This is a genomic window from Rhizobium azibense (assembly GCF_004342325.1).
Lineage (GTDB): Bacteria > Pseudomonadota > Alphaproteobacteria > Rhizobiales > Rhizobiaceae > Rhizobium > Rhizobium etli_B.
Genome location: NZ_SMBJ01000006.1, coordinates 157,545 through 179,247, shown reverse-complemented (window position 1 = coordinate 179,247; position 21,703 = coordinate 157,545). Strand labels below are relative to the sequence as shown.

Here is a 21,703-nt window from a genome sequence, read left to right as displayed (position 1 = left end):
AGGGATGACAGGCCATCACTCTTCACTGTTTAGCCGTTGAAGACAAATTGCAGGGCGCATTGCCGACAGATTCTGGCGATCGCCGGCCACCCTTGCGCCCGCTGTTCAAGCGCATGGCGAAATTGGCAAGAGGGGCAAGGTGTGACTTTGAGTGAATCAACGCAAGTTCTTTAGGAGAGGCGCGGGCCGCTTCGACCGGTGAAGTAAGTCGCCGACGTGCGAACACCAACAGCTACCCAGGAAAGCTGATGAACAAATAAGAAACCATGTTACACGGGACAGATAAGTAAGTTTCTCCGCTTTAACTGTTCTATTGACACCGTCTTCTAAGCTGATTACCCATGACTAACAAAACTGAAAATCCTTCTACGAACTAGGATATTCATGAAATATCGGCCGGAGATTGACGGGTTACGGACGATAGCAGTTATGCCGGTGCTGTTCTTTCATGCCGGAGTCACTGGATTTTCTGGCGGATTCGTCGGCGTCGACATTTTTTTTGTTATTTCCGGCTTCCTCATAACAAGAATTCTGGACGAAGATCTCAAGAATCGTCGCTTTTCCATACTGACATTCTACGAGCGGCGTTTTCGCAGGATCATTCCGGCACTGGTTTTCTATATTTTACTGACGGCGATCGCCGCCTACATGCTTTTCCTGCCGCCATTCTTCGAAGACTTCGCCCGAAGCCTGGTGGCCGTCGGGACGTTCACCTCAAATATCTATTTCTGGAAGTTCTCAGGTTATTTCGAAAACAGCGCGCTGTTACGTCCGCTGCTGCATACTTGGTCGCTTGCGGTCGAAGAGCAGTTCTACATCTTCATGCCGATCGCCATGTGGCTGCTCTACAAAGTGAACTTCCGGGTGCGATTGGCGGCATTCGCACTCGCCTTAACACTGTCCCTGGCTTTAAGCATCTATGCAATCGACGTCGCACCGACGGCAAATTTCTTCCTCTTGCCGACACGAAGCTGGGAGCTGTTGATTGGAAGCTTGCTGGCGCTTTGGGGCGGACAAAGCACGCTGTCCTACCGGTCAAACAGCGCCGTTGCGATCGGTGCGGCGATCTTGATCCTCTATTCGGTATTTGCCTATACCGATGCGACCCCATTTCCCGGGCTTGCAGCGGTTTTGCCATGCGCGGGCGCAGCTCTCATCATCTATACAGGCGGCCCGACCCGTTCCGTGGTTGGAAAAATCCTTGCGAGCGCGCCGTTCGTGTTCATCGGCAAGATTTCCTATTCGCTCTATCTGGCGCACTGGCCAATCACCGTCTTCGTCCGATACGTGACCCTGGAGGAGCCCAATGGGCTCCACGCCATGGGCATCGTCGCCGCGAGTCTCCTGCTTGCCATTTTCTCCTGGCGCTTTGTCGAAACGCCATTCCGTCTGCAGACCGTGAGTTGGACCCGGCGCGCGCTCATAGGCTCAGCGCTTGCCAGCATGACGATCGTCTCGCTGTTCGGTTACGCGGGGGTTGCCGCTCATGGCTTTCCCCAGCGTTTTCCAGGCTATGCAACAAACGTCGAAGCGCGCATGCTTGACGTTTCAGCAGTTGTAGCGAGCGCGGATACGACAGTGCAGGCCGGCCAGACGTGGCGGAATGGCACGTGCTTTTTCGAAGACGACGATGGCTTTAAAAAATGGCTCCCCGAAAATTGCGCTTTGACGACAAGCACCGGCGATGTCGCGCTTTTGTGGGGGGATTCCTATGCCGCCCACTACGCCCCCGGGATCGTCGCCAACGCTGCGTCCATTCCTGGCCGAGTCTATGAGTATACATTTGCCGGCTGCCCTCCCGTCCTTGCCTACTACTCCTACGCCAGACCGAACTGCCAGGCATTCAATCAGAAGGCTTTAGACATCATCCGCTCACTCGACGTTAAGACGGTCGTGCTCTCGGGCCGGTGGGTTGATTTGCAGCGCCGGGGGCTGGAAATGCTCGAAGACACCGTCAGACAGCTTCAGGCGGAGGGCGTCCGGGTGATAGTGATCGGGCAATCGCCAATGTTTGTAACCAATGTCGACGTCATTGCTTTTAAGAAGGCCGCCTCCGGCCAAAAAGCGGCCTCCTGGTCAACCGTGATCGATCACGATTTCAACGAGCGGCTGCGTATTGCTGCGGGCGGCGCCGATTTCGTTGATCCGATTGCAATGGATTGCACAGCCGGCGAGTGCCCTTACATTGACGATGGCAGAATGCTTTATTTCGATTCCGGCCACCTGTCGAATTTCGGCAGCGCTCGCGTAGTCGAACGCTATTTCCCGCTCGTATCCCGTGTCAATTGAAGTAAGCGCCGGTTGACTTTCGGCCGGGCCACCCCAAGGCCTTGCCCACTCCGCTTTTTTTCAGGCTGCAAGGGCATAACTCCTTCCCTCAAGCCTGGGCCTCTTCGTCAGGTGATCGTTGTCGCCAGTGGGTCGCGATGTTTGGTCTGAAAAGAACGGATTGATCTATCTTTCGAGCGCGGTCGCGACTTCGATCGGAGGGAAGGCCGAACGGGGATTTTCGCATTGCAGGAGAAGAGCGACGATCGCCACGCCGAATAACACATCCCAAGTAAGATGGAGTACGACGCGTTGCAAAGGAAGAGCAGCATGCTGGACGGCTGGACGATTCTTCGCCGCTCATCACCGCGGCAAGGACGAGTACGCCGAGGGAACAACCCCATTGAATCAGCCATATATATGTTGATGCAAGGGCCGCAGCCCGAGTCCCGTCTCCAGCACTACGCGGCAAACATCTCCGCCTGTTCGCGGCGCAACAGATCGATGGTGCGGCCCGCCGGCAGCACCACATCGGCATAGGTAAGGACTTGATCCTTCGCTACGGCGTGTTTCACGACGCATCCCTCTGCAACCCCCATGGGCAGCAGATCCTGAGCACTGGCGACGTCGATGCGCTCGCACTGGCCATAGCTCATGTAGCCGCCCAAACCGTCGATCGTTTCGCCAGCATCAAGGTCGCGCTTTGCAGTCGCCACAACCTCGACCTTTGGCCCTTCCAGTGGCTGAAGCACCGGATCGCGTAAAAGTACAACTCGAGCCACTGAGAGGGGGACCTCAAAATGGCAGAGATGGTACGGTGTGTAAAAGCTATAAAGCGGGCCGGTTCCGAGCTTGTAAAGGTTCAGGTAATGCTGTTGCTTCGGATCGTCGTGATAGGCGAGAACAAAGACACCCGGACCTGGTGTCGCTCCCACAACATAATCGACAGCTCCACCTACGGCTTTCAGTGCCTCAATGTCATACGCATTGACGAGTTCATCGACATGGCCACGATGCTCGAGACCCATCATGCCGCGCTTCAAAATGGACATACCAGTGCCGTTGGCGACGATAGCTTGCTCGAAGCTAATCTTCGTGCCATCAGCGAAGCTGGTTACCATATGCGGGTCCTGCCCCCATTTTGCCGCGAATGCGGCCTGCGTTGTCGGTGTGCGATAGGGATCCTGCAGACCCTTGATATTGCCGCACACCAGCGGCGTTAGCCCGATGGATTTGACGAAGCGCCACAAATTCATCTGGACCCCGGGCTGGTCTCCATCGCAGGCCGTGAAAATAACCCCTGCCGCATCGGCCTTTTTCTTGAGAAGCGGGCCGACCGTACCGTCCAGTTCGGCGTTCATCGTCACCATGTCGCGACCGTGCGCGATTGCACCTAAGCTGACATTGGCGCCATATTCAATCGCACCCGTCGCATCGATCAGGCAATCCAGGTCACCCGACTCATAAAGCAATGCTGGATTGTCAGTGACGGCCGGCACGCCTTCGGCAATCAAGTCGGAAAGCTTGCTGCTATCGGAAGCGTAGGATGCTTCAAGGCCGGCATCGCGGTAGGCCAATATTGCCTTTTCCACGTTTCGGTTGCAGATCACGCCAAGGACCATTCCTGGCACGGAATTGGAGATCTGGTTGACGATGCCCTTGGCCATAAAGCCTGCGCCATACATCCCGACCCTGATGGGACGGCCATCCTCTTCCCGCTTCTTCAGGAGCGTGTCAATCACCATCAAAACCTCCTGCTAGACGCCGCGTAGGCGTTCCACGCCATGAAAATCCTCGTCGAAGTCGGGCCATTTCGCGTCTTTCTCCGAAATTATGGCCCCTTCAACCGGCCAGGCGATGCCGAACTTCGGATCATTCCAACGCACACCGCGCTCCGAATTTGGATCATAGAATTCGCTGGCAAGGTACAATGCTTCGGTGTTGGGCCTTAGTGTTACAAAACCGTGGGCAAAGCCGCGGGGCACATAAAATGCCAGCCGGTTCTCACCCGTTAGCTCAACTGCGTGCCAACCAAGGTATGTCGCCGAATTGGGTCGCAAATCGATGATGCAATCCCACAGTGCTCCGGAGAGGCACCGGACGATCTTAACTTCTGGCGAGGGCGGGAGTTGATAGTGCAGTCCACGCAGGGTGCCTGCTTCGGCGTTGAACGAGTTATTGACTTGTACGAAGCGGCCTTCGAGGCCGGCATCGGTCATTTCTCTTTCGCAAAAGACGCGCTGAAACCACCCGCGTTCGTCGCCGCGCGGTTCCGGCTCGATAACGTATGCACCATCCAAAGGCGTCGCGTGAAACTTCATGCTGCTAGCCTCGTATCCCTCTGTTTAGCGGCCAGCTGCGATGCAGCAGCCCCCGACTGTAGAGCGATGACATTCTGAGCATCCTTGGATGGCTCGCAAAGATTAATCTCGATCATGTGCTCTTCACGCTGCTCCGGAAGTTTAGTGTGCATTAGCGATAAATTTATAACTTTTAAAGTCAACAAAATACACACCTCGTACAAATACAATGTCAATACAGGGGGGTTATGTTAAAAGAATGACGATCGAACTTTGAAAGAAGCAAGGAACTCTGGTAGAAACAGTGTCTTAAACGTCTGTGCTAATTAAAATCGATACTTGCCAATATCGACAATACCATATCGTTTATTCCACCGTGCTATATGCTACCTTCCGCCATTACGCAATGTCAACTCTTAAGACTTATTCATCAGGAAGAAATAATGTCGTTCGATAAACGCCGAGACCGAAGATTACAGGACAACATCACCTTGACGTTGCTAATTGCGGGAAGCGATAGCGTGACCGGGAAGGCGTGATGAATGCTGCGGCATGTGCTGCATCATGAAACGGGCCGTTTGGGACACTCATCATTGACGATCCGGCGGATTGAAACGGTGTGGACGGTCAGACCGTGCCACAAGCAGGCGGCGCGCCGCGTCTAGCTTTTGAACGCTGGTAAGACCTCTTTGGCAAAGACGTCAATGAACTCGGCTTGGTTGCGCCCGACATTGTGCAAGAATACTTTTTCGAAGCCCATCCGCGCATCATCACCCAACCATGCGATATGATCTGCAGGATCGGCCGAAATGCGGACATGCTGATCCATGTCTTCTGGACGAACGTGCCGACAGGCATCGTCGAAATCCCTAGTGAGACGGAGGTCTTCCGCCATCGCCGCTGTTACCGCGTTGCTGCGCCACTGGTCGTAGGCATTCGCGCGTGCCTCGAACTGACTTCTTGCGAAGGAGACATGGGCCTGCAGATAGAGAGGTTTTCCGTTCCCGCCGCCGAGCCTGAAGGCGTCTATGATCTCTGCGAGCCGTTCGCGGGGTTGATTGACGGTGATTAACGCATCTGCCCAGTGGCCGGCCCACTCGGCTGTTCCTGGTGAAAGTGCACCGGCAACGATCATCGGTGGTTCGGCTGGAAGCGTATAAAGTTTCGCCTCGTCAACCTTGATCGGCTTCAGCCGACTGACCGTCCGTCCTGCCCAGAGCTCCTTCATGATCTCGACCCCGGCAAGCAGCCTGGCGTTCCGTTCCGCCTTGGATGGCCAGTCGCCGCCGACAACGTGCTCGTTCAGAGCCTCGCCGCTGCCAACCGCCAGCCATGTCAGCCTTCCCGGAAAGAGCTCGCACACGGTCGCGGCAGCCTGCGCAGTGATCGCAGGGTGATAGCGCCAACCAGAAGGAACCGTGATGAGCCCAAACGGCAGACGCGTTGCCTGCATTGCCGCTCCAAGCCATGACCAGACGAAACCCGACTGGCCCTGGCGTTCGCTCCACGGGGCGAAATGATCAGAAGACATAATGCTCTGGAAGCCCGTGGCCTCGGCACGCTTCACATAGTGTAGCAAGTCCGAGGGTGTGAACTGCTCATGGGACGCATGATATCCTATATGCATCAGCCGGCCTCCTTTTTTGAAGCGAGCCACCGATAACCATATGGTGCCATTTTGACATTCAGCGTGGTCGATGCTTCGAAAACGTCTCCACTCGTCATGTCTTGCAGGCGCTCGCAGTGGACAGCATCGAGTGATACCTCGACATCGACCGAGTGGTCGCCCAGGTTGTGCACCACCAACAGGACGGAGCCGGCATCTTCAAATCCATATGCCAGGATCGCCGGGTGGTCTGCGGTCAGTCGCACAAAACGGCCCTGGGAGAAAATGACGTTCCGACGACGAAAGGTGATCAGCCGCTTGATGCAGCTAAACAGCGAGTCTGGATCCTTCTGCTGGCTTTCGACATTCACATGCTTGTATGAAAACGGGCCTCGCGAAATTGGAGGCTGACAGATCGTTTCGGCCTTAGCAGTCGAAAATCCGCCATTTCGTTCCGAAGACCATTGCATTGGTGCCCGCATGGCATTGCGTCCCTCTTGGGAAAGGTCCTCGCCCATTCCGATCTCATCGCCGTAGACGAATAGTGGTGGCCCGCGCAGGGAAAGAATGATGCTGAAGGCAAGTTCGATCCGCCGCTGGTCGCCGTCCAGCATCGGCGCCAGTCGGCGCCGGATGCCGCGGCCGAAGACCTGCATGTTTTCCTCGGGAGCAAAAGCTTTGAAGACGACGTCCTTCAACTCCGGCGGCACGCGCGAAAAGTCCAGGTCGTCGAGATTGCGCAAGAAGTTTGCCCAGCCACACAGAACAGGCGGCTCGGGCAGCAAACTGAGCGCCTCGTAAATCGGCGCCGCCTCCTTTTTCGCCATCGCAGCAAAAATGTAGCAAGACAGCATGAAATTGAAGAGCAGTCCCAACTGATCGCCCTCGCCGAAGTAGAGGCTCATCTCAGTTGGATCGAGATTGACTTCCCCAAGCAAAACGCCACCTGGCCGCCGCTTTTGCAGATACCCACCAAGATCGCGCAATACTCCGTGAGGATCGCGTGGGTTTGCCCTTTCCAGCCCATTGTCGCCGATGATGAGCGGCGCTGCGTCCAAGCGGAAGCCGCTGATTCCAAATGCGAGCCAGTAGTCGACGACGCGTTCGATCTCCCCGCGAACCTCGGGATTGGCGAAGTTGAGTTCAGGCTGGAAGTGATAGAATTTGTGAAAGTAGTAGGCTCCTGCGACGTCGTCATACGTCCATAGCTTCGACTCCTCGCCGGGGAAGATCGACGTGGCGCCGGCTTCAATCGGCGGCGGATCATTGCTCCATACGTAATAATCGCGATAGCGCGTTTGATGGTCGCGTCGAGCGGCCTCAAACCAGGGATGTTCGTTTGATGTGTGATTGGCGACGAGATCGATGATCACCCGCATGCCTTGCTCGCCGGCCCTGTGGAGAAATTGCAGGAAGTCATTACGCGTTCCCACCTTCGGATTGATGGCGTAGAAGTCACTGACGTCATAGCCATTGTCTCGGTCCGGACTGCCATAGAAGGGCAACAGCCAGATACAAGTTACGCCGAGCTCACCGAGATATGGCAACTTTTCCGTCAGGCCGACGAAATCACCTATGCCATCGCCATTTCCGTCAGCGAATTTCTCGACATCCACGCCGTAGATAACGGCGTCGATATACCAGGGAACGATCGATTCAGGCATCTGGGAACCCAGTTTGGACCACCCGATAGCGCGATAGGACGAAGGACAGCAGCGCTGTGATCTGCACCACCGATGAGACCCCTAGTGCGATTGGCCCTCGTTCATGTCGGCGGGATCATAATTCGGATCCCAGTCTTTTTCCGGCTTTTGCCTGCCTGGAGGGTTCTTGTGAACCGTGGCATCCTCCGAACCTGTTATGACGGTGGGCTTGGCGCTGTGGACGCCGGAAGCCTTTCTGTCTGCACGAGACCTCGCAAATTGCCCGGCTGCATCCTTTCTAGGGTTGCCACCCATTTCAGGTCCCTCCTTTTGTCTTGAAGGCATCGGAAAGATTTTTCTTCTCTGGATCACGATTGTTTTCACCAAGCGCGTCCCGATCATTGTCCGGATCGTCTTTCGGCGGAAGATAGCCTCGCGGAGTGTTGCCTTTGGGGCCTTCCCAACGTGGCGACTGATCAGTGGTTCCTGGTGGACCATTCTTCGGTGTATTCATGCCCATCTTGGTCCTCCGTTTGTCTATGGGTTGTGGCAGGCTTGCTGGCTGCCGTCGCTGTAATCATTCCTGAGGGTCTAACCCTTGATCAACTCCAATGTTCCCAAGTCGGAGCAATGGGGATTTTGACCGTCGAGCCAGAAGCCGCCAGCAGATGCTCGCTGGCGCGCTTCAACTTGTCTTACCGGCAGGGTTCCGGCACTTGCCATCAGATGATCGGTTTGCCCCCTGTAACGGCAATTGTTGCGCCTGAGACATAGCTCGACAGGGGATCGGCGAGCATTACATAGGTCGTCGCCAGTTCTGCCGGCTGCCCGGGGCGCTGCATGGGAACCTGTTTTCCGAAGTTCCTGACTGCGTCCTCCGGCAGGGTTGACGGGATCAGTGGCGTCCAGATTGGCCCGGGTGCCACTGCATTCGCCCGAATTCCCTTGTCCGCAAGCATTTGGGCGAGGCCAGCGGTAAAGTTCTGGATGGCGCCTTTTGTTGTGGCATAGGCAAGCAGGTGTGGGCTTGGACTGTCAGCGTTGATCGAGGCAGTGTTGATAATGGCGCTGCCCGGTTTCATGTGCGTAACAGCTGCTTTGCAAAGGTAGAACATCGCATGGATATTGACCTTGAATGTCAGCTCCCATTCCTGGTCACTTATCTCTCCAATGTCGCTAAAGCTTGCCTGGTGAGCGGCATTGTTGACGAGAATATCGATGCCGCCGAGTTCTGCCCTGGCCGTATCGATGATGTGGCGGCAATGCACCGGATTTTGGATGTCGCCGCGCATGAGGATGGCTTTGCGACCGGCTTTTTCGACCCATTTTTTTGTTTCATTTGCGTCGTCATCCTCGTCCAGATAGGCGATGAGAACATCGGCACCTTCACGAGCGTAAGCGATCGCGACGGCGCGGCCAATACCGCTGTCGCCGCCGGTGATGATCGCCTTCTTGTCCTTGAGGCGACCAGAACCACGGTACGTATGTTCGCCATGGTCAGGCAATGGCGACATGGCTTTCGTCGATCCGGGCATTGGCTGTCTCGGGGTGTCGAAGGGCGGGGCAGGATAGTGTGGCATGGCGATCTCCCGGATTGCGTGTTAAGGTTCTTAGGCCATTTGGAGATGATCCTCGAAAGCTGGACGGCGCCTAGCGTTCGCGTGACGATTGATCTGCCCGCTTTTGTGCCCCTGAGTGGTTGCCGGGGCGATGCAGGCGACTGGAACGCGTTTCGGGTCTCCTTGGCTGTGTCTTAAAACAACTTCCAAAGACGCTTAGAGTTCCTACGATTGCTTTGTCGTAAGCGTGTCGCGAAGCAGTTTCGAAAGCTCCGCCTCGTCCCGCACGCCGAATTCAAACCAGTCAATGAGGGCTTTCGCCTGCACGATGGCCGCCTCGCTCGAGGGCTCGCAATCTTGCTCGGTACACCATTCGCGAAGAACGCGATCGAGCATGTTCAAGGTTTCGCTTGTCAGCGGTTCCTTCGGCCAGTCCGTCTTTGCCATGGTTACCCCGTTTTTGGACGACGATAGCGACCCACGGACAATGAGCAATCACCAGAAAGCCACACGCGCCGAAAATCTGAGCGGCCCGGTTATGAACCTTCGAACCGGTGGCGATGGCTTGGCGCGATAGCCGTTTTGCGACTGACCCTATTTTTTGCGAGAATGCTCCACGTCTCTTCCAGCTTCGATCATATTGCCGCGACGCTTTGCAATAACGGCCTGGCGCAGTGTCCTTGCTGCGTTTCGGACCTCGTTCTGCATATCGAGATCCTTTTCGAAGGTGACGTGGCTGGTGGCATATGCCTCCCAGTAGCCGATGTAGCGATCGATTTCAGCGAGCGCTCCGGCGGAGATCAGCTCCATCGAGCGCAACCAGTCTGATACGCTTCGCCGGACATTCTCTGCCCCTTCCGTATCCCCGTGGACGACGACCGAGAACAGGCGATCCTTGAGATGCCTGGGGTAGTTCCACCCCTTTACCTCAATTGCCTTTGCTTCGCGGGCGTGTTTGCCATGTGTGCTTGTCGGATCCGGATTGCCACCGTCTGCGCAAACAAGTCGGTCCATCATGAGCTTCAGTGGAGAGGAGGTCGCGTACCAGTTGACTGGGGTTACGATCATGATGCCGTGTGCCTCGACCCACAGCGGATAGATGTCGTTCATCCAGTCGTGGATTTGCCCGAGAGAGTAGTTCGGATAGCACGAGCACGGCCAGTGACATAGGGGTGCCGCTGTGGAGAAGCACGACTTGCATGGATGGATCTGCCGCCCATATTCCGACGCAATACGGCTAAGGTCGAGGACCTTGACTTTGAAATCGGAGCTTTCCTGGAATATCTGCTTCGCCAGTTGGATCATCCTGTAACTTTTCGATAGTTCGCCGGGACAGGTGTGTTCGCTGCGCGACGATCCATTGATCAAAAGCACCCTCGACGGTCCATTTGCATCCTCGTGGCGCGATTGCGCCTCCTGAACCGCGCGCCGAGCCTTGAGCCAGTCCGCAGAAAGCTCGTAGTCTGGGTCGAAGAAATTCGGGCCAGCTTTCCTCGTCACTGGACTCTTGCGGGAATGCAGATAGGCCTGCCAGGCTGCAGATGCCACCTTATCGATTTCGGCTGCCAAATCTGCGAAAGCTTTGTCCCTGAACTGGTTCAGGAACCGCTTCTTGAATTCCCTCTCATCGAGACGAGGACTAGGACTTCCCCTGCGCGGTTCGAGGGCGTCCAGGCTGGATAAAATTTCATGAGACATTAAAGCCTCCCACATGTCAGCAAGTCCACGGGAACGTCCGCCGCGCTGTCGCTCCTTAGCGACCGTCCGCACAAGGAGGCGCCAGTGGCCGAACGTGAAGCATCACCCTTGCGTGAAAGAGCGTATCGGCTCTTGGGACCTGGGGCAAACCCAAAGGGTGGGGCTGGCAAATGGGTATCGCGTCCGCAAGAACGGGACGACGGTCTCGACGAGTTTGAGAGAAGATCCAAAGGCACGAGGGTCGCATCCTACGCATCGGCATCGTTTCAGCAGGTAAGAGTGTCGAGACATCGCGGTGAAAACGACAATCGGCTCAGGAACCATCCTTTCCGGCAGGAGTTGAGCGCACGAGCGATCACAGGACAATCCGGTCGAGGCCTGTAAGAGGCGCCCGGCGCGTGTTCGCAGTGCCATTGCGCGCTGTGATGTGACCCGCAAATCTATAGGAGAAACATCATGGCTAAAGGCGACACAACCCTCTCGCAAGACCTCGACGCCGACGTCGAGCTACAGGCTCATCTCGCCGCGCTTGAGGCCGAAACGGCGTCCGACAGCGGCCCGCCGCAAGCATATTCTTTCCAGCGGGTGAGAGAAGACCTTGATCATGTGCGGGACGAGATCGAAAATATCCGCTCAAGGCTGTCAGTCGTCAAACAGCAGGCGGTAGTTGTCGCCAAGTCCAATCTCGAATGGGCCGACGCGAGCGCTCATGACCAACTCGGCAGCTACCCTTGGGCGAAGCTTGCCGGTGCCATGGCCGCGACCGCTTTTGGCGTGCGGGTGCTGAGACACCTTCCTGTGAATGCGATCGCGACGGTCGCGATCTCCTTGATCGTCGCTCGCCTCGAGGCGAAATCGCGCCGATAGGAGAAACTAGATGCAATCGGAACAGCATCTCCAGCACGCTATTCAGATCGCAACCGAGGCTCACGACGGCCAGCAGGACAAACTCGGAAAGCCTTACTTTGACCACTGCCGAAGGGTCGCGGACGCGGTCTCTGGCGACGAAGAGAAAGTGGTCGCCTACCTTCACGATGTGCCTGAGAAGGCTTGGGGATGGACGCTGGATCGGTTGAAGGAAGAGGGCTTTTCCCAGGCCGTCCTCACCGCGGTCGATGCCTTGACGAAAAGGCAAGGCGAGGAAGACGAGGTCTTTGTGCGGCGGGCAATCGCCAACCGGCTGGCACGGCCTGTCAAGCAGGCGGATCTCGAGGACAATCTTGACCAAGCGCGGCAAATGGGAAGCGACACGCTAAAATACGAGCGCGGACTTGCGATCATTGCGGAAGCCTCTTCAGCAGATTGACAAAAAGTGTCGAAATGGTCCGGTTCCACGAAGGCGATGGGTCTTTGCGCATGACCTGAAATTTGCCGCTTCAGACACGCCCGAAGACAAAGTTGAAATCGGCAGGTTTCAGTTTGATCCACTGGTTTGGTCCGAGGAAGAACTTCAGTGAAGAGATAAAGAACTTAAACGAGGTTCTTGAATGTATTGACGAATATCCGAGGCGCAAGTGCATTGCCGAGGGCGTGCCGGAGGGCCGCTTGCGGTTCGATGGACCGAGCACGGACCGCAATATTGGGGAACGCCCAGGCGGCCAAACCATTCCCATGCTTCAAACTCGCAACTCACCTACGGCGGACAATTGCCGGTGCCACCTGTTGTCGGCTTGCCTTTCGCGCCTTCGATCCGAAGCGGCGCAGTGTGCTGTTCTGCCGGCTGACCCGCGCCTGCCGACGCGAGCCGCACCGCTTACTCCGCCACCTTGGTCTTAATCTGTGTTCCCGAATCCAGCACGATATGCAGCGTCCGGATCATGTCGGCGGCCAACAGAAGTGCTGTCTTGATTTCACCGGTCTTGCGTCGCTCGACTGTCACTTCGATCGCTTGCAAGTCGAAGATCGCATCGTGGTTCGTATTGCTGCTCGGTATCCCGGTGCGCTCTCGCAGCTTATGTATTGCCTCGACTGCACGTTGCAGCAGTAGGCGTCTTTCGGAAGTGCTCAGCTTTTCGACCCTGTTGGCGGCACGGATGATTTCGGCAATAAAGTCGTTGGTAGAGGTCATAGAGGTCTCCCGAGTTTCATCGGAGGCAATAACTTGTCAAATGGCGACGATGGAAAGATCCGATATTTCAACTGGTTGGGTACTGAAGTTGATATTCATCCTTAGGTACGTCCGATCTCCGGACTGGGTTCGCTGACGGCAGGCTTTTGACCATGAACTGCGCCTGCCGCACCAGATTGCCAATAGTGCCGGCAGTTCCCGGATCGCCATGATGCGACTGTGTCATCGAGGGTGGGGGCTACCATACCGCCGAGGAACGACGTTTCAAAAGGTGCCCTCAACGATGTCTTATCAAGCCGCACGATGGAGATGGCTGAGAAAAGATACTCGCTGCTGCATCCATTTCGATGCAGCCGCGTTGAACTGCGAGTTCCACGAAAGATTGAAGGATTACCAAATGACCTTCCCATCACCGATGACAGACGTTCCTTCCCGACGCTTCAAAGAAGCAAGTGATGCCGCGCGCAAGGCTTTGGAACAGCTGATTGCAAACGCCCAGGAAGCAGGATGGGGCACTGAAGAAATCACCGTCGCTTTTGCCGAGGCTGCAAATTTCCTCAAGGATGCCCATCGCAAGGAGCCTGACCCGGCTGGCAATTCTTCGATAAGTGGCGCTGCAAAAGAGCAGATCGGCCATGGCGAGCTCTACGATTGATTGTCGTGACGGTCATATTGTTGATGCAGGGGTTGCGGTGGGGTCTTCGCGACGTGTTACCTGCCATCGACAACCTATGCCCACGCAGGTTCCAGCCGGACGAGATGGCCAGCGCCGACCTCGCGGTAACTGGGCGTCGGTCCGACATAATCTAGCGGTCGGATCGGACTTTTCAGCTCCTCCGTCGATAGTCCGCGTCTCATGCGCCGGCGATCCGGATCGGGCACGGGAACGGCTGCCATGAGCGTCTTCGTATAAGGGTGCTGCGGGTTGCCGAAGATGGCAGCGCGCGGACCGATCTCGACGATCTCGCCGAGATACATGACCGCAACACGATGGCTGACGCGCTCGACGACGGCCATGTCGTGCGAGATGAACAGGAAGGCGAGGTTGAGGCTCTGCTGCAGGTCCAGCATCAGATTGATGACCTGCGCCTTGATCGAGACGTCGAGGGCCGAGACGCTTTCATCGGCGACGATCACCTTCGGATCGAGCGCCAGGGCCCGGGCAATGCAGATGCGCTGACGTTGCCCCCCGGAGAACTCGTGCGGAAAGCGCGTCATCATATCCGCGTTCAGACCGACACGTACCAATAGGTCGGCAGCCTTGTTACGAGCCTCGACGCGGCTGGCGAGACCATGCTCGATGATCGGCTCTGCGACCGCTGCCCCCACAGTCATCCGCGGATTGAGGCTGGCAAACGGATCTTGAAAGATCATCTGAATGCTGCGCCGCATGCGGCGCAGGTCCGAGGAATCAAGGCTTGTCACCTCATAGCCGTCAAGGCTGACCTTTCCCCCGTTCGGTTCGACAAGGCGGGTGATCGATCGGCCTGTGGTCGATTTTCCGCAACCAGATTCGCCGACGAGCGACAAGGTCTCTCCCTGAAAAAGCTCGAAGGAGACATTCTCGACCGCATGAATGGCGCCGGTCTTTGCACCGAAAAGCCCGCCGCGAACGGGAAAGCGCGTGGTGAGGTTCTGGACCTCGAGGACCGGCGTCTTGCCGACGACCGTATCGGCGATCGCGACGGGCTCGCTCCGCTCGCCAGTTGCGGTATCGACAACAGGAAACCGGAGCGGCCAATTTTGACCGGCCATTGAACCCAATCGCGGCACGGCCGAAAGCAACGCGCGCGTATAAGGGTGCTTGCCGCGGAGGAAGATATCACTGGTCGGGCCGGTTTCGACTGCCTCGCCGCGATACATCACGATCGTCCGGTCCGAGACTTCGGCGACGACGCCCATGTCATGGGTGATGAAGAGAACGGACATGCCTTCCTCTTCCTGCAGTAATTTAATGAGGTCGAGAATCTGTCCCTGGATCGTCACGTCGAGCGCCGTCGTTGGTTCGTCGGCGATCAAGAGTTTCGGCCTGGAGGCAAGCGCCATGGCAATCATCACCCGCTGGCGCATGCCTCCGGAAAACTGGTGAGGATATTCATCGAAGCGCGAGGAGGCATTCGGGATACGGACCTTTTCCAGAAGACGGATCGTTTCACGCCGCGCCTCGGACCGGGTGATGTCGCCGTGACAGGTGATCGCTTCGGAAATCTGCCGGCCGATCGTAAAAACGGGATTGAGGCTCGTCATCGGCTCCTGGAAAATCATTGCGGCATCATTGCCGCGCACGTGCCGCATCTCCCTTTCGGTAAGTGCAAGGATGTCCTTGCCGTTCAGAACGATCTTGCCGTCAATGCGGCTCTGGTTCCTGGCCAGCAGGCGCATGATCGAGAGCGAGGTGACGCTCTTGCCGGAGCCGCTTTCGCCCACGATGGCCACAGTTTCACCTGGCATGACGTCGAAGGCGATGTTGCGGACCACCGGCTTCCATTGGCCATCGACGAGGAAGGAGATCGTCAGGTCATTGACCGAGAGCACGGGTTTTGCAGCTTCACCCATTTCGTTTCCCTACTTTATGGTTTTGCGTGTGAAAGCTTAAGCGGCGTTGCAAAGGAGGCCGAAGGGCGGCCTTCGGCGATACGTGCGGCTTCAAGGGCGGCGATCTTTTCGTCGATCACGCGGCGGTCGATCAATCCGCTCGGGTTTTGACGCGTCGCCATCGTCTCGGCGACATGCAGATAGCGCTCCTTTGCGACGGCGTAGAGGCGGCGAAGTTCGCCAAGCGGGTCGGCATGGTCGTCGGCGCGGATACTGAGCCAGGGGTAATCCTGATCGCGATAAACGAGCAGGGCCGCCGATTGCCTGCCGCGCTTGTCTCCGCCCGCATTTTCACCGGCCTGCATGGCTTCCAGCAGCCGCTCGGCAAGCGGCAACCCGGACGTCTTGCCATAGGCGGCGAGCGTCTTTTCGAGCACCTGCGGTCCGTCCAGCATATTTCCGGCCACGGATATGTCCTGCCCAACAAGATGACCTGCCCAATCGATACATCTTGCGCCCGTAAAAGCTGCATTCCGCCCCCTGGCGTCGATTAAGTGGAACTGCCGCTGATCGCGGCCTTGGTCGCGGGCGGTCAATTCACGCAGGATTTCTACTGGAGCCTGTCCTGACGCGAGCGCAGCAAGACCGTCGACACCGTATAGCGGGCTGACGAAAGCCTGCGTCGCAACCGCGCCGACGCCCCCGCGAATATGCGGCACTAGGCCGCCGACGGCAAAGAAGCGGCTGGCAACGGCAATGCCGAGCTGGCCGGTTTCGCAGTCACGGGCAACGATCGACCAGGTCATGGCCTATCTCCCGACAGCATAGGCCTGCATCAGGCGCGGCGTTGCTGCTGCCCGCATCAGGCCATCGGCGTCGCGGCGCGCAGCAGTGAGGCGGCCGACGGTCCATGGATCGGCGACTGTCAGATTATGGCCCTTGCTGCGCAGCGCATCGAGAACCTCGGTGCCGAAATTCGCCTCCGCCATCAAGCTGCCTGGCTCGCGGGAGCGGGGATAAAAGGAGCCCGGGAAATGTGAAGTGTGGAAGAGAGGCTGATCGATTGCAGCTTGCAGGTTCATCTTGTGATGCACATAGCGCATAAAGAAGGAAAGCTGCCATTGCTCCTGCTGGTCGCCGCCGGGCGTGCCGAAGGCGAGCGTCGGCCGGCCTTCATACAGAGCTAAGGATGGCGTCAATGTCGTGCGTGGACGCTTGCCTGGAGCAAGCGACGTCGGCAGGCCGGGCTTCAGCCAGAACATCTGCGCGCGCGAATTCAGGCAGAAGCCAAGGCCTGGCACGATGGGTGAAGACTGAAGCCAACCGCCTGAGGGCGTGACGGATACCATGTTGCCCTCCCGGTCGATCACATCGATGTGGACGGTGTCGCCCCTTCTTTCGGAGAGGTGTGCCATGGTCGGCTCGTAGACGGCGCCTGTCTTCGAGGTGGCGTTAAGCATGTCCATGGTGAGTTCGTATTGGGCTTCGAATCCGGGAATGCGTCCCGGACGCAATTCAAGCGATGCCTCGGAGGTTATCAACTTTCGGCGTGCATTGGCATAAGCATCCGAGAGCAGATGTTCGATCGGGACTTCCGCGAATTTCGGGTCGCCATAATAGATTTCGCGGTCGGCAAAGACGAGTTTCATCGCCTCGGTGAGCGTATGGACGAATTCGGCGCCCGCCGGATCCATTCCGGCGATGTCGATCTCCTTCAGAAGCGAGAGCGTCTGCAAGAACACCGGCCCCTGGCCCCATGGACCGGTCTTTGCGACCGTCCAGTCGTGATAATGATAGATCAGCGGTTCTTCGATCGCAGCTGACCATTTTGCCATGTCGTTTGCGCTGATCACACCCTTGTGCCGACTGCCGCTTGCATCCATCACCGCCGTCGAGCCGGCATATTTGTCAATCGCTTCAGCAACGAAACCGCGATAGAAGGCATCGCGCGCAGCTTCGACTTGTGCCTCGCGGCCTTGTTTTACTTCTGCCTCTGCGATGACGCGCTTCCAGGTTTGCGCAAGCACCGGGTTCTTGAAGTTCGACTGCGGCGCCGGGACCGAACCGCCGGGCAGCCAGGTCTCATGTGAGGTCGGCCACTCTTTTTCGAAGAAAGTTGCCAGGCCGGAGATTGTCGCAGACACCCGCTCTAGGAGTGGATGACCGTGCTTGGCATAATGAATTGCTGGTTCAAGGATGTCGCGGACGGTCAGGCGTCCATAGTCTCGAAGCATCAGCATCCATCCATCGAAAGAGCCGGGAATGACCGTCGCAAGCAATCCGTTTCCGGGGATGAGGCTGAGCCCCTCGGACGTATAGTGCTCGATTGTGGCGCCTGCCGGCGCCGGCCCCTGGGCACAGATGACCTCGACCTTGTCCTTCTTCTTCGAATAAAAGATCGCAGGCATGTCGCCGCCCGGTCCGCAAAGATGCGGCTCGAGCACCTGCAGAACGAAACCTGTGGCGACCGCTGCATCAAACGCGTTTCCGCCTTTTTCGAGGATGCTCATGCCAACGGCGGAGGCGATCCAATGGGTTGATGTGACAACCCCGAAGGTGCCCAAAATCTCGGGACGGGTGGTGAACGTGGTCATTTTAAGAATCCTTTCATGCCTCGCGCGGATCCAGCGCATCGCGCAGCCCGTCGCCGCAAAGATTAAAGCCAATCACGACGAGGAAGATTGCCGCACCCGGCCACATCGCCATCCAGGGCGCCTGGGAGAGGAAATTCTTTGCAACGTTGAGCATCGAGCCCCAGCTGGGGGCAGGCGGCTGCTGACCGAGGCCCAAAAAGGAAAGGCTCGCCTCGGCGATGATCGCTGTGGCGATCGTCAGCGTCGCCTGCACCAGGATCGGCGCAAAGACATTCGGCAGGATATAGCGGCTGATGATGCTAAAGTGTCTAAGCCCGATGGAACGTGCGCCCTCGACATATTCCTCGGTCTTGACGGCGAGCACCTGGCCGCGGGTCAGCCGGACGAATATCGGCATGGCCGAAAGACCTATGGCGATCATCGCATTCGTCAGACTTGGGCCGAGGAACGCCGCAAGTGCGATCGCGGTGATCAGGAACGGCATGGCGAGGAAGGCCTCGGTGACGCGGGAGATGATCTGATCCGTCCACCCGCCGAAATAGCCGGAGATGAGGCCGAACGGCACGCCGACCACTACCGCGATCGCTACCGAAAAGACACCCGCCATCAGCGAGGCCTGTGCGCCCCAGATCATGCGGGAGAGAATATCACGGCCAAGGTCATCGGTTCCCAACAAGTGGGCCGCTGACGGCGCCTTGCGGATTGCAGACCAGCTCGTCGCATTCGGGTCCGGGATCGGCAATAGCGGCGCTGCCGTCGCGAGAATGGCGAAGAAGGCGATGATTCCGAGGCCTGCGATCGCCCCCTTGTTCGCCTTCAGCTTGCGCCAGGCTCGTCTTGGCGGGCGATGATCCGTGGCAATGGTGATCTGATCGAGAGCGGTCATAGGGCGGCCCTCATTCGCGGGTTGAGAAGGACATAGACGATGTCAGCTAGCAGGTTCATCACGATGAAGCCGATTGCCGTGCAAAGTACCACGCCCTGGACGACCGCATAGTCACGATTGAAAACGGCATCAACGATGAGTTTGCCAAATCCGGGAATGGTGAAGATCTGTTCGGTCAAGACCGCACCTGCAAGCAATTCGCCAAAGAGCAATGCACTCAGCGTCACGATCGGCAGGACGGCGTTGCGAAAGCTGTGTTCAAGCACGATCTTCCGCTCGCAAAGACCCTTGGCGCGGGCGGTGCGGACGTAATCGGCGCTGAGCACGCTCAACATCGCAGAGCGGGTGTGACGCATCAAAGTGGCGGCGAGTGCGTTGCCAAGCACAAAGGATGGCATCAACATCGTTTCAATCGAGCGTAATGGGTTTTTGAAGAAAGGTTCGTAACCGGAAGCGGGAAGCCAGCCGAGCTCCACCGAGACCAGCAGGATCAGCATGATGCCGAGCCAGAAATTCGGGATCGATAGACCCGAAAGCGCGAAAAGATTTGCGAGGTAGTCGAAGGCCGTATTCTTCTTGATTGCCGCTAAAATCCCCATCGGCACGCCAATGGCGAAAGCGAAAAGCATCGACATGATCGCGAGCTGGATCGTCACCGGCAGTTTTTCCGCCACAAGTTCCACAACCGGCTGGTTGGTACGCAGCGATATGCCAAGATCGCCTTTCAGGACCGAGCCGAGCCACGACACATACTGATAGGGAACCGGGTCGTTCAGCCGGTATTTTTCGCGCAGGTATTCTATCACCTGCGGATCGCGCTCCTCGCCTGCCATGGCAAGGATGGGGTCGCCCGGCAAGAGCTTCTGCAGCGAGAAGACGAAAAGCGAAATGATCACCAGCGTCGGAATGGCGACCAGAAGCCGCTTGGCAATATAGGTGTACATGAGCAGGTCCTGACACGGCACCGGGTGAATGGCGGATACTGATCCGCCATGCAGATCTGTTCGGATCAGCCGGCTTTCTTCACGCCGGCGAGGCGGATCATGCCGTCCGGCGAAGGGACGAAGCCGGTAATGTTTTTGTGCAGCGCCCAGATCCAGGACTGGTGACCGAGATAAATGATCGGCAGGTCCTCGTTGAGAATTGCTGCGGCGGCGTCATACTTCTGCTTGCGCACGGCATCGTCGGTCGAGGCACGGGCTTCATTCAGCAGCTTGTCGACTTCAGGGTTGCAATATTTGGTGTCATTGATTCCGCCCTTGCAGGTGATGAACTGGTGGATGTTACCGTCGGGATCGACTCGGCCGGACCAGTCGGAGCGGCTCAGTTGGTAGTTGCCTGCCGTCTGCTCGGACAGAAGGGTCGCAAACTCCGTCGATTTCAGACTGACGTCGAACCCTGCCTCGGCGACCATCGACTGGACGATCTGCATCATCTGCGCGGCGACCGGGTTGTTTGGGATCTGCATTTCTACGGGTACGCGATCGAAGCCGGCTTCCTTCACGAGCGCTTTTGCCTTGTCGAGATCGCGGACAGGCACTGGAATGTCCTTGTCGAACCAAGGGCTCTTGGGCGGAAACGGCTGATTGCCGCCCACGGCAGTGCCTTCGTAGACGATCTGGTTCAGCGCCTCGCGATCGATGGCAAGTGAAAAAGCCTGCCGCAGTCGCTTGTCCTTGCCGAACGGAGTGTCGGCGCGCGGGCCGTTGGCGATGTTCGCATAGAGCGCCATGTAGCCAATATTGACCACGTCCGCGTAGGTCAGGTTCGCATCCTGCTTGACCGAAGCTGCGTCGGTGGCGGCCAATCGCTCGATCATGTCGAGATCGCCTGAGCGAAGGTTGGCAAGGCGCACGGTCGTATCAGGGATTGGCAGGTAGGTGACCTTGTCGATGAAGATATTGTCCTTGTTCCAGTAGTCCTTGAACTTCTCGAGCACAATACGATCCTGCTGCACGCGTTCGACGAACTTGAACGGACCGGCACAGACCGGCCGGTTGCCGAAATTCGCGCCGAGTTCCTTTGCCGCCGTTGGCGAGACAATCATGCCGGCTCTGTCTGAAAGCTGGGCGAGCAAGGTGACGTCCGGGCTCTTCAGCGTGAACTTGACTTCATAAGGTGCGACCGCTTCGACTTTTTCAACAGAGGCGAGCTCGCTCTTGCGGCGCGATTCAGGCAACGTCATGTTGCGCTCGATCGTGGCGACGACCGCTTCGGCATCAAGCGGCGTGTCGTCATGGAATTTTACGCCCTCGCGCAGCTTCATGGTCAGAAGCTTGCCGTCGCCAGACCAGTTCCACTCGGTTGCAAGCTGCGGCACGATTTTCAGGTCGGGCGTAACATCGACCAGCTTGTCGCACATTGCCGTGTAGACGATACGGCCCACGAAGGTGCGTGACTGTGCGGGGTCAAGCACATCGGCATCATCTTGCAGACCAATTTTTAGCTCGGCAGCGAAAGCGGGTAGCGCAATCAGTGCGCCCGCAAGAAGGATCGTCGCGAATCTGGCGGTCGTCATGCCATTCTCCTCTGTCGTTCTTTGCTTC

20 protein-coding genes are annotated in these 21,703 nt (G+C 57.4%); 4 read left to right on the top strand and 16 right to left on the bottom strand.

Annotation, left to right across the window (positions count from 1 at the left end; all coding sequences use genetic code 11):
• Nucleotides 1-384: 384 nt before the first annotated feature.
• A complete protein-coding gene (locus EV130_RS16595; RefSeq protein ID WP_074064465.1) occupies nucleotides 385-2,289 on the top strand; it encodes an acyltransferase family protein in 1,905 nt (634 codons plus the stop codon).
• Nucleotides 2,290-2,729: 440 nt separating this feature from the next.
• Here EV130_RS16595 and EV130_RS16590 read toward each other — a convergent pair whose 3' ends face one another.
• From EV130_RS16590 to EV130_RS16550, 9 genes are all read right to left on the bottom strand, one after another.
• Nucleotides 2,730-4,013 (bottom strand): NAD(P)H-dependent oxidoreductase, encoded by a 1,284-nt coding sequence (locus tag EV130_RS16590; protein WP_132550741.1) that lies wholly within the window; start codon nucleotides 4,011-4,013, stop codon nucleotides 2,730-2,732.
• A gap of 12 nt (nucleotides 4,014-4,025) precedes the next feature.
• Nucleotides 4,026-4,589: a dTDP-4-dehydrorhamnose 3,5-epimerase gene (gene rfbC, locus EV130_RS16585; protein WP_074064467.1), complete on the bottom strand. Its 564-nt coding sequence runs from the start codon at nucleotides 4,587-4,589 to the stop codon at nucleotides 4,026-4,028.
• 640 nt (nucleotides 4,590-5,229) lie between these two features.
• On the bottom strand, nucleotides 5,230-6,198 hold the full coding sequence (locus EV130_RS16580; RefSeq protein ID WP_132550993.1) for a TIGR03885 family FMN-dependent LLM class oxidoreductase: 969 nt from the start codon (nucleotides 6,196-6,198) through the stop codon (nucleotides 5,230-5,232).
• Nucleotides 6,195-7,838, bottom strand: coding sequence for an alpha-amylase family protein (locus tag EV130_RS16575; protein WP_132550739.1), 1,644 nt, complete (start codon nucleotides 7,836-7,838; stop codon nucleotides 6,195-6,197). The genes EV130_RS16580 and EV130_RS16575 overlap by 4 nt, the downstream gene beginning before the upstream one ends.
• A gap of 81 nt (nucleotides 7,839-7,919) precedes the next feature.
• Complete coding sequence (locus EV130_RS33385) at nucleotides 7,920-8,132, bottom strand: hypothetical protein (protein WP_074064470.1); 213 nt, start codon at nucleotides 8,130-8,132, stop codon at nucleotides 7,920-7,922.
• A 1-nt stretch (nucleotide 8,133) separates the two neighbouring features.
• Nucleotides 8,134-8,337, bottom strand: a complete 204-nt coding sequence (locus tag EV130_RS16565; RefSeq protein WP_074064471.1) for a hypothetical protein — start codon at nucleotides 8,335-8,337, stop codon at nucleotides 8,134-8,136.
• A 202-nt stretch (nucleotides 8,338-8,539) separates the two neighbouring features.
• A complete protein-coding gene (locus EV130_RS16560) occupies nucleotides 8,540-9,397 on the bottom strand; it encodes an SDR family oxidoreductase (RefSeq protein WP_074064472.1) in 858 nt (285 codons plus the stop codon).
• 204 nt (nucleotides 9,398-9,601) lie between these two features.
• Nucleotides 9,602-9,823, bottom strand: a complete 222-nt coding sequence (locus EV130_RS16555) for a hypothetical protein (RefSeq protein WP_074064473.1) — start codon at nucleotides 9,821-9,823, stop codon at nucleotides 9,602-9,604.
• 147 nt (nucleotides 9,824-9,970) lie between these two features.
• Nucleotides 9,971-11,074, bottom strand: coding sequence for a flavodoxin family protein (locus tag EV130_RS16550; RefSeq protein ID WP_132550737.1), 1,104 nt, complete (start codon nucleotides 11,072-11,074; stop codon nucleotides 9,971-9,973).
• Nucleotides 11,075-11,530: 456 nt separating this feature from the next.
• On the opposite strand from EV130_RS16550, the gene EV130_RS16545 reads away from it, so the two are divergent.
• Complete coding sequence (locus tag EV130_RS16545; protein WP_074064475.1) at nucleotides 11,531-11,941, top strand: hypothetical protein; 411 nt, start codon at nucleotides 11,531-11,533, stop codon at nucleotides 11,939-11,941.
• A gap of 10 nt (nucleotides 11,942-11,951) precedes the next feature.
• Nucleotides 11,952-12,380 (top strand): HD domain-containing protein, encoded by a 429-nt coding sequence (locus tag EV130_RS16540; protein ID WP_132550735.1) that lies wholly within the window; start codon nucleotides 11,952-11,954, stop codon nucleotides 12,378-12,380.
• A gap of 447 nt (nucleotides 12,381-12,827) precedes the next feature.
• On the opposite strand, the gene EV130_RS16535 is transcribed toward EV130_RS16540, so the two are convergent.
• Entirely contained in the window at nucleotides 12,828-13,142 is a 315-nt protein-coding gene (locus tag EV130_RS16535) for a hypothetical protein (RefSeq protein ID WP_132550733.1), read from the bottom strand.
• A 397-nt stretch (nucleotides 13,143-13,539) separates the two neighbouring features.
• On the opposite strand from EV130_RS16535, the gene EV130_RS16530 reads away from it, so the two are divergent.
• Nucleotides 13,540-13,797, top strand: a complete 258-nt coding sequence (locus EV130_RS16530) for a hypothetical protein (RefSeq protein WP_074064478.1) — start codon at nucleotides 13,540-13,542, stop codon at nucleotides 13,795-13,797.
• A gap of 74 nt (nucleotides 13,798-13,871) precedes the next feature.
• On the opposite strand, the gene EV130_RS16525 is transcribed toward EV130_RS16530, so the two are convergent.
• The 6 genes from EV130_RS16525 to EV130_RS16500 all read right to left on the bottom strand — a co-directional run bounded on the left by EV130_RS16525 (nucleotide 13,872) and on the right by EV130_RS16500 (nucleotide 21,675).
• Nucleotides 13,872-15,698 (bottom strand): ABC transporter ATP-binding protein, encoded by a 1,827-nt coding sequence (locus EV130_RS16525; RefSeq protein ID WP_132550731.1) that lies wholly within the window; start codon nucleotides 15,696-15,698, stop codon nucleotides 13,872-13,874.
• A 14-nt stretch (nucleotides 15,699-15,712) separates the two neighbouring features.
• Entirely contained in the window at nucleotides 15,713-16,483 is a 771-nt protein-coding gene (locus tag EV130_RS16520) for a DUF1028 domain-containing protein (protein WP_132550729.1), read from the bottom strand.
• Nucleotides 16,484-16,486: 3 nt separating this feature from the next.
• Entirely contained in the window at nucleotides 16,487-18,271 is a 1,785-nt protein-coding gene (locus tag EV130_RS16515) for a gamma-glutamyltransferase family protein (RefSeq protein ID WP_132550727.1), read from the bottom strand.
• A gap of 13 nt (nucleotides 18,272-18,284) precedes the next feature.
• A complete protein-coding gene (locus EV130_RS16510) occupies nucleotides 18,285-19,157 on the bottom strand; it encodes an ABC transporter permease (protein WP_074064482.1) in 873 nt (290 codons plus the stop codon).
• Entirely contained in the window at nucleotides 19,154-20,101 is a 948-nt protein-coding gene (locus EV130_RS16505) for an ABC transporter permease (protein ID WP_132550725.1), read from the bottom strand. Before EV130_RS16505 ends, EV130_RS16510 begins: the two co-directional genes overlap by 4 nt.
• Before the next feature lie 65 nt (nucleotides 20,102-20,166).
• Nucleotides 20,167-21,675 (bottom strand): ABC transporter substrate-binding protein, encoded by a 1,509-nt coding sequence (locus tag EV130_RS16500; protein ID WP_074064484.1) that lies wholly within the window; start codon nucleotides 21,673-21,675, stop codon nucleotides 20,167-20,169.
• Nucleotides 21,676-21,703 lie beyond the last annotated feature (28 nt).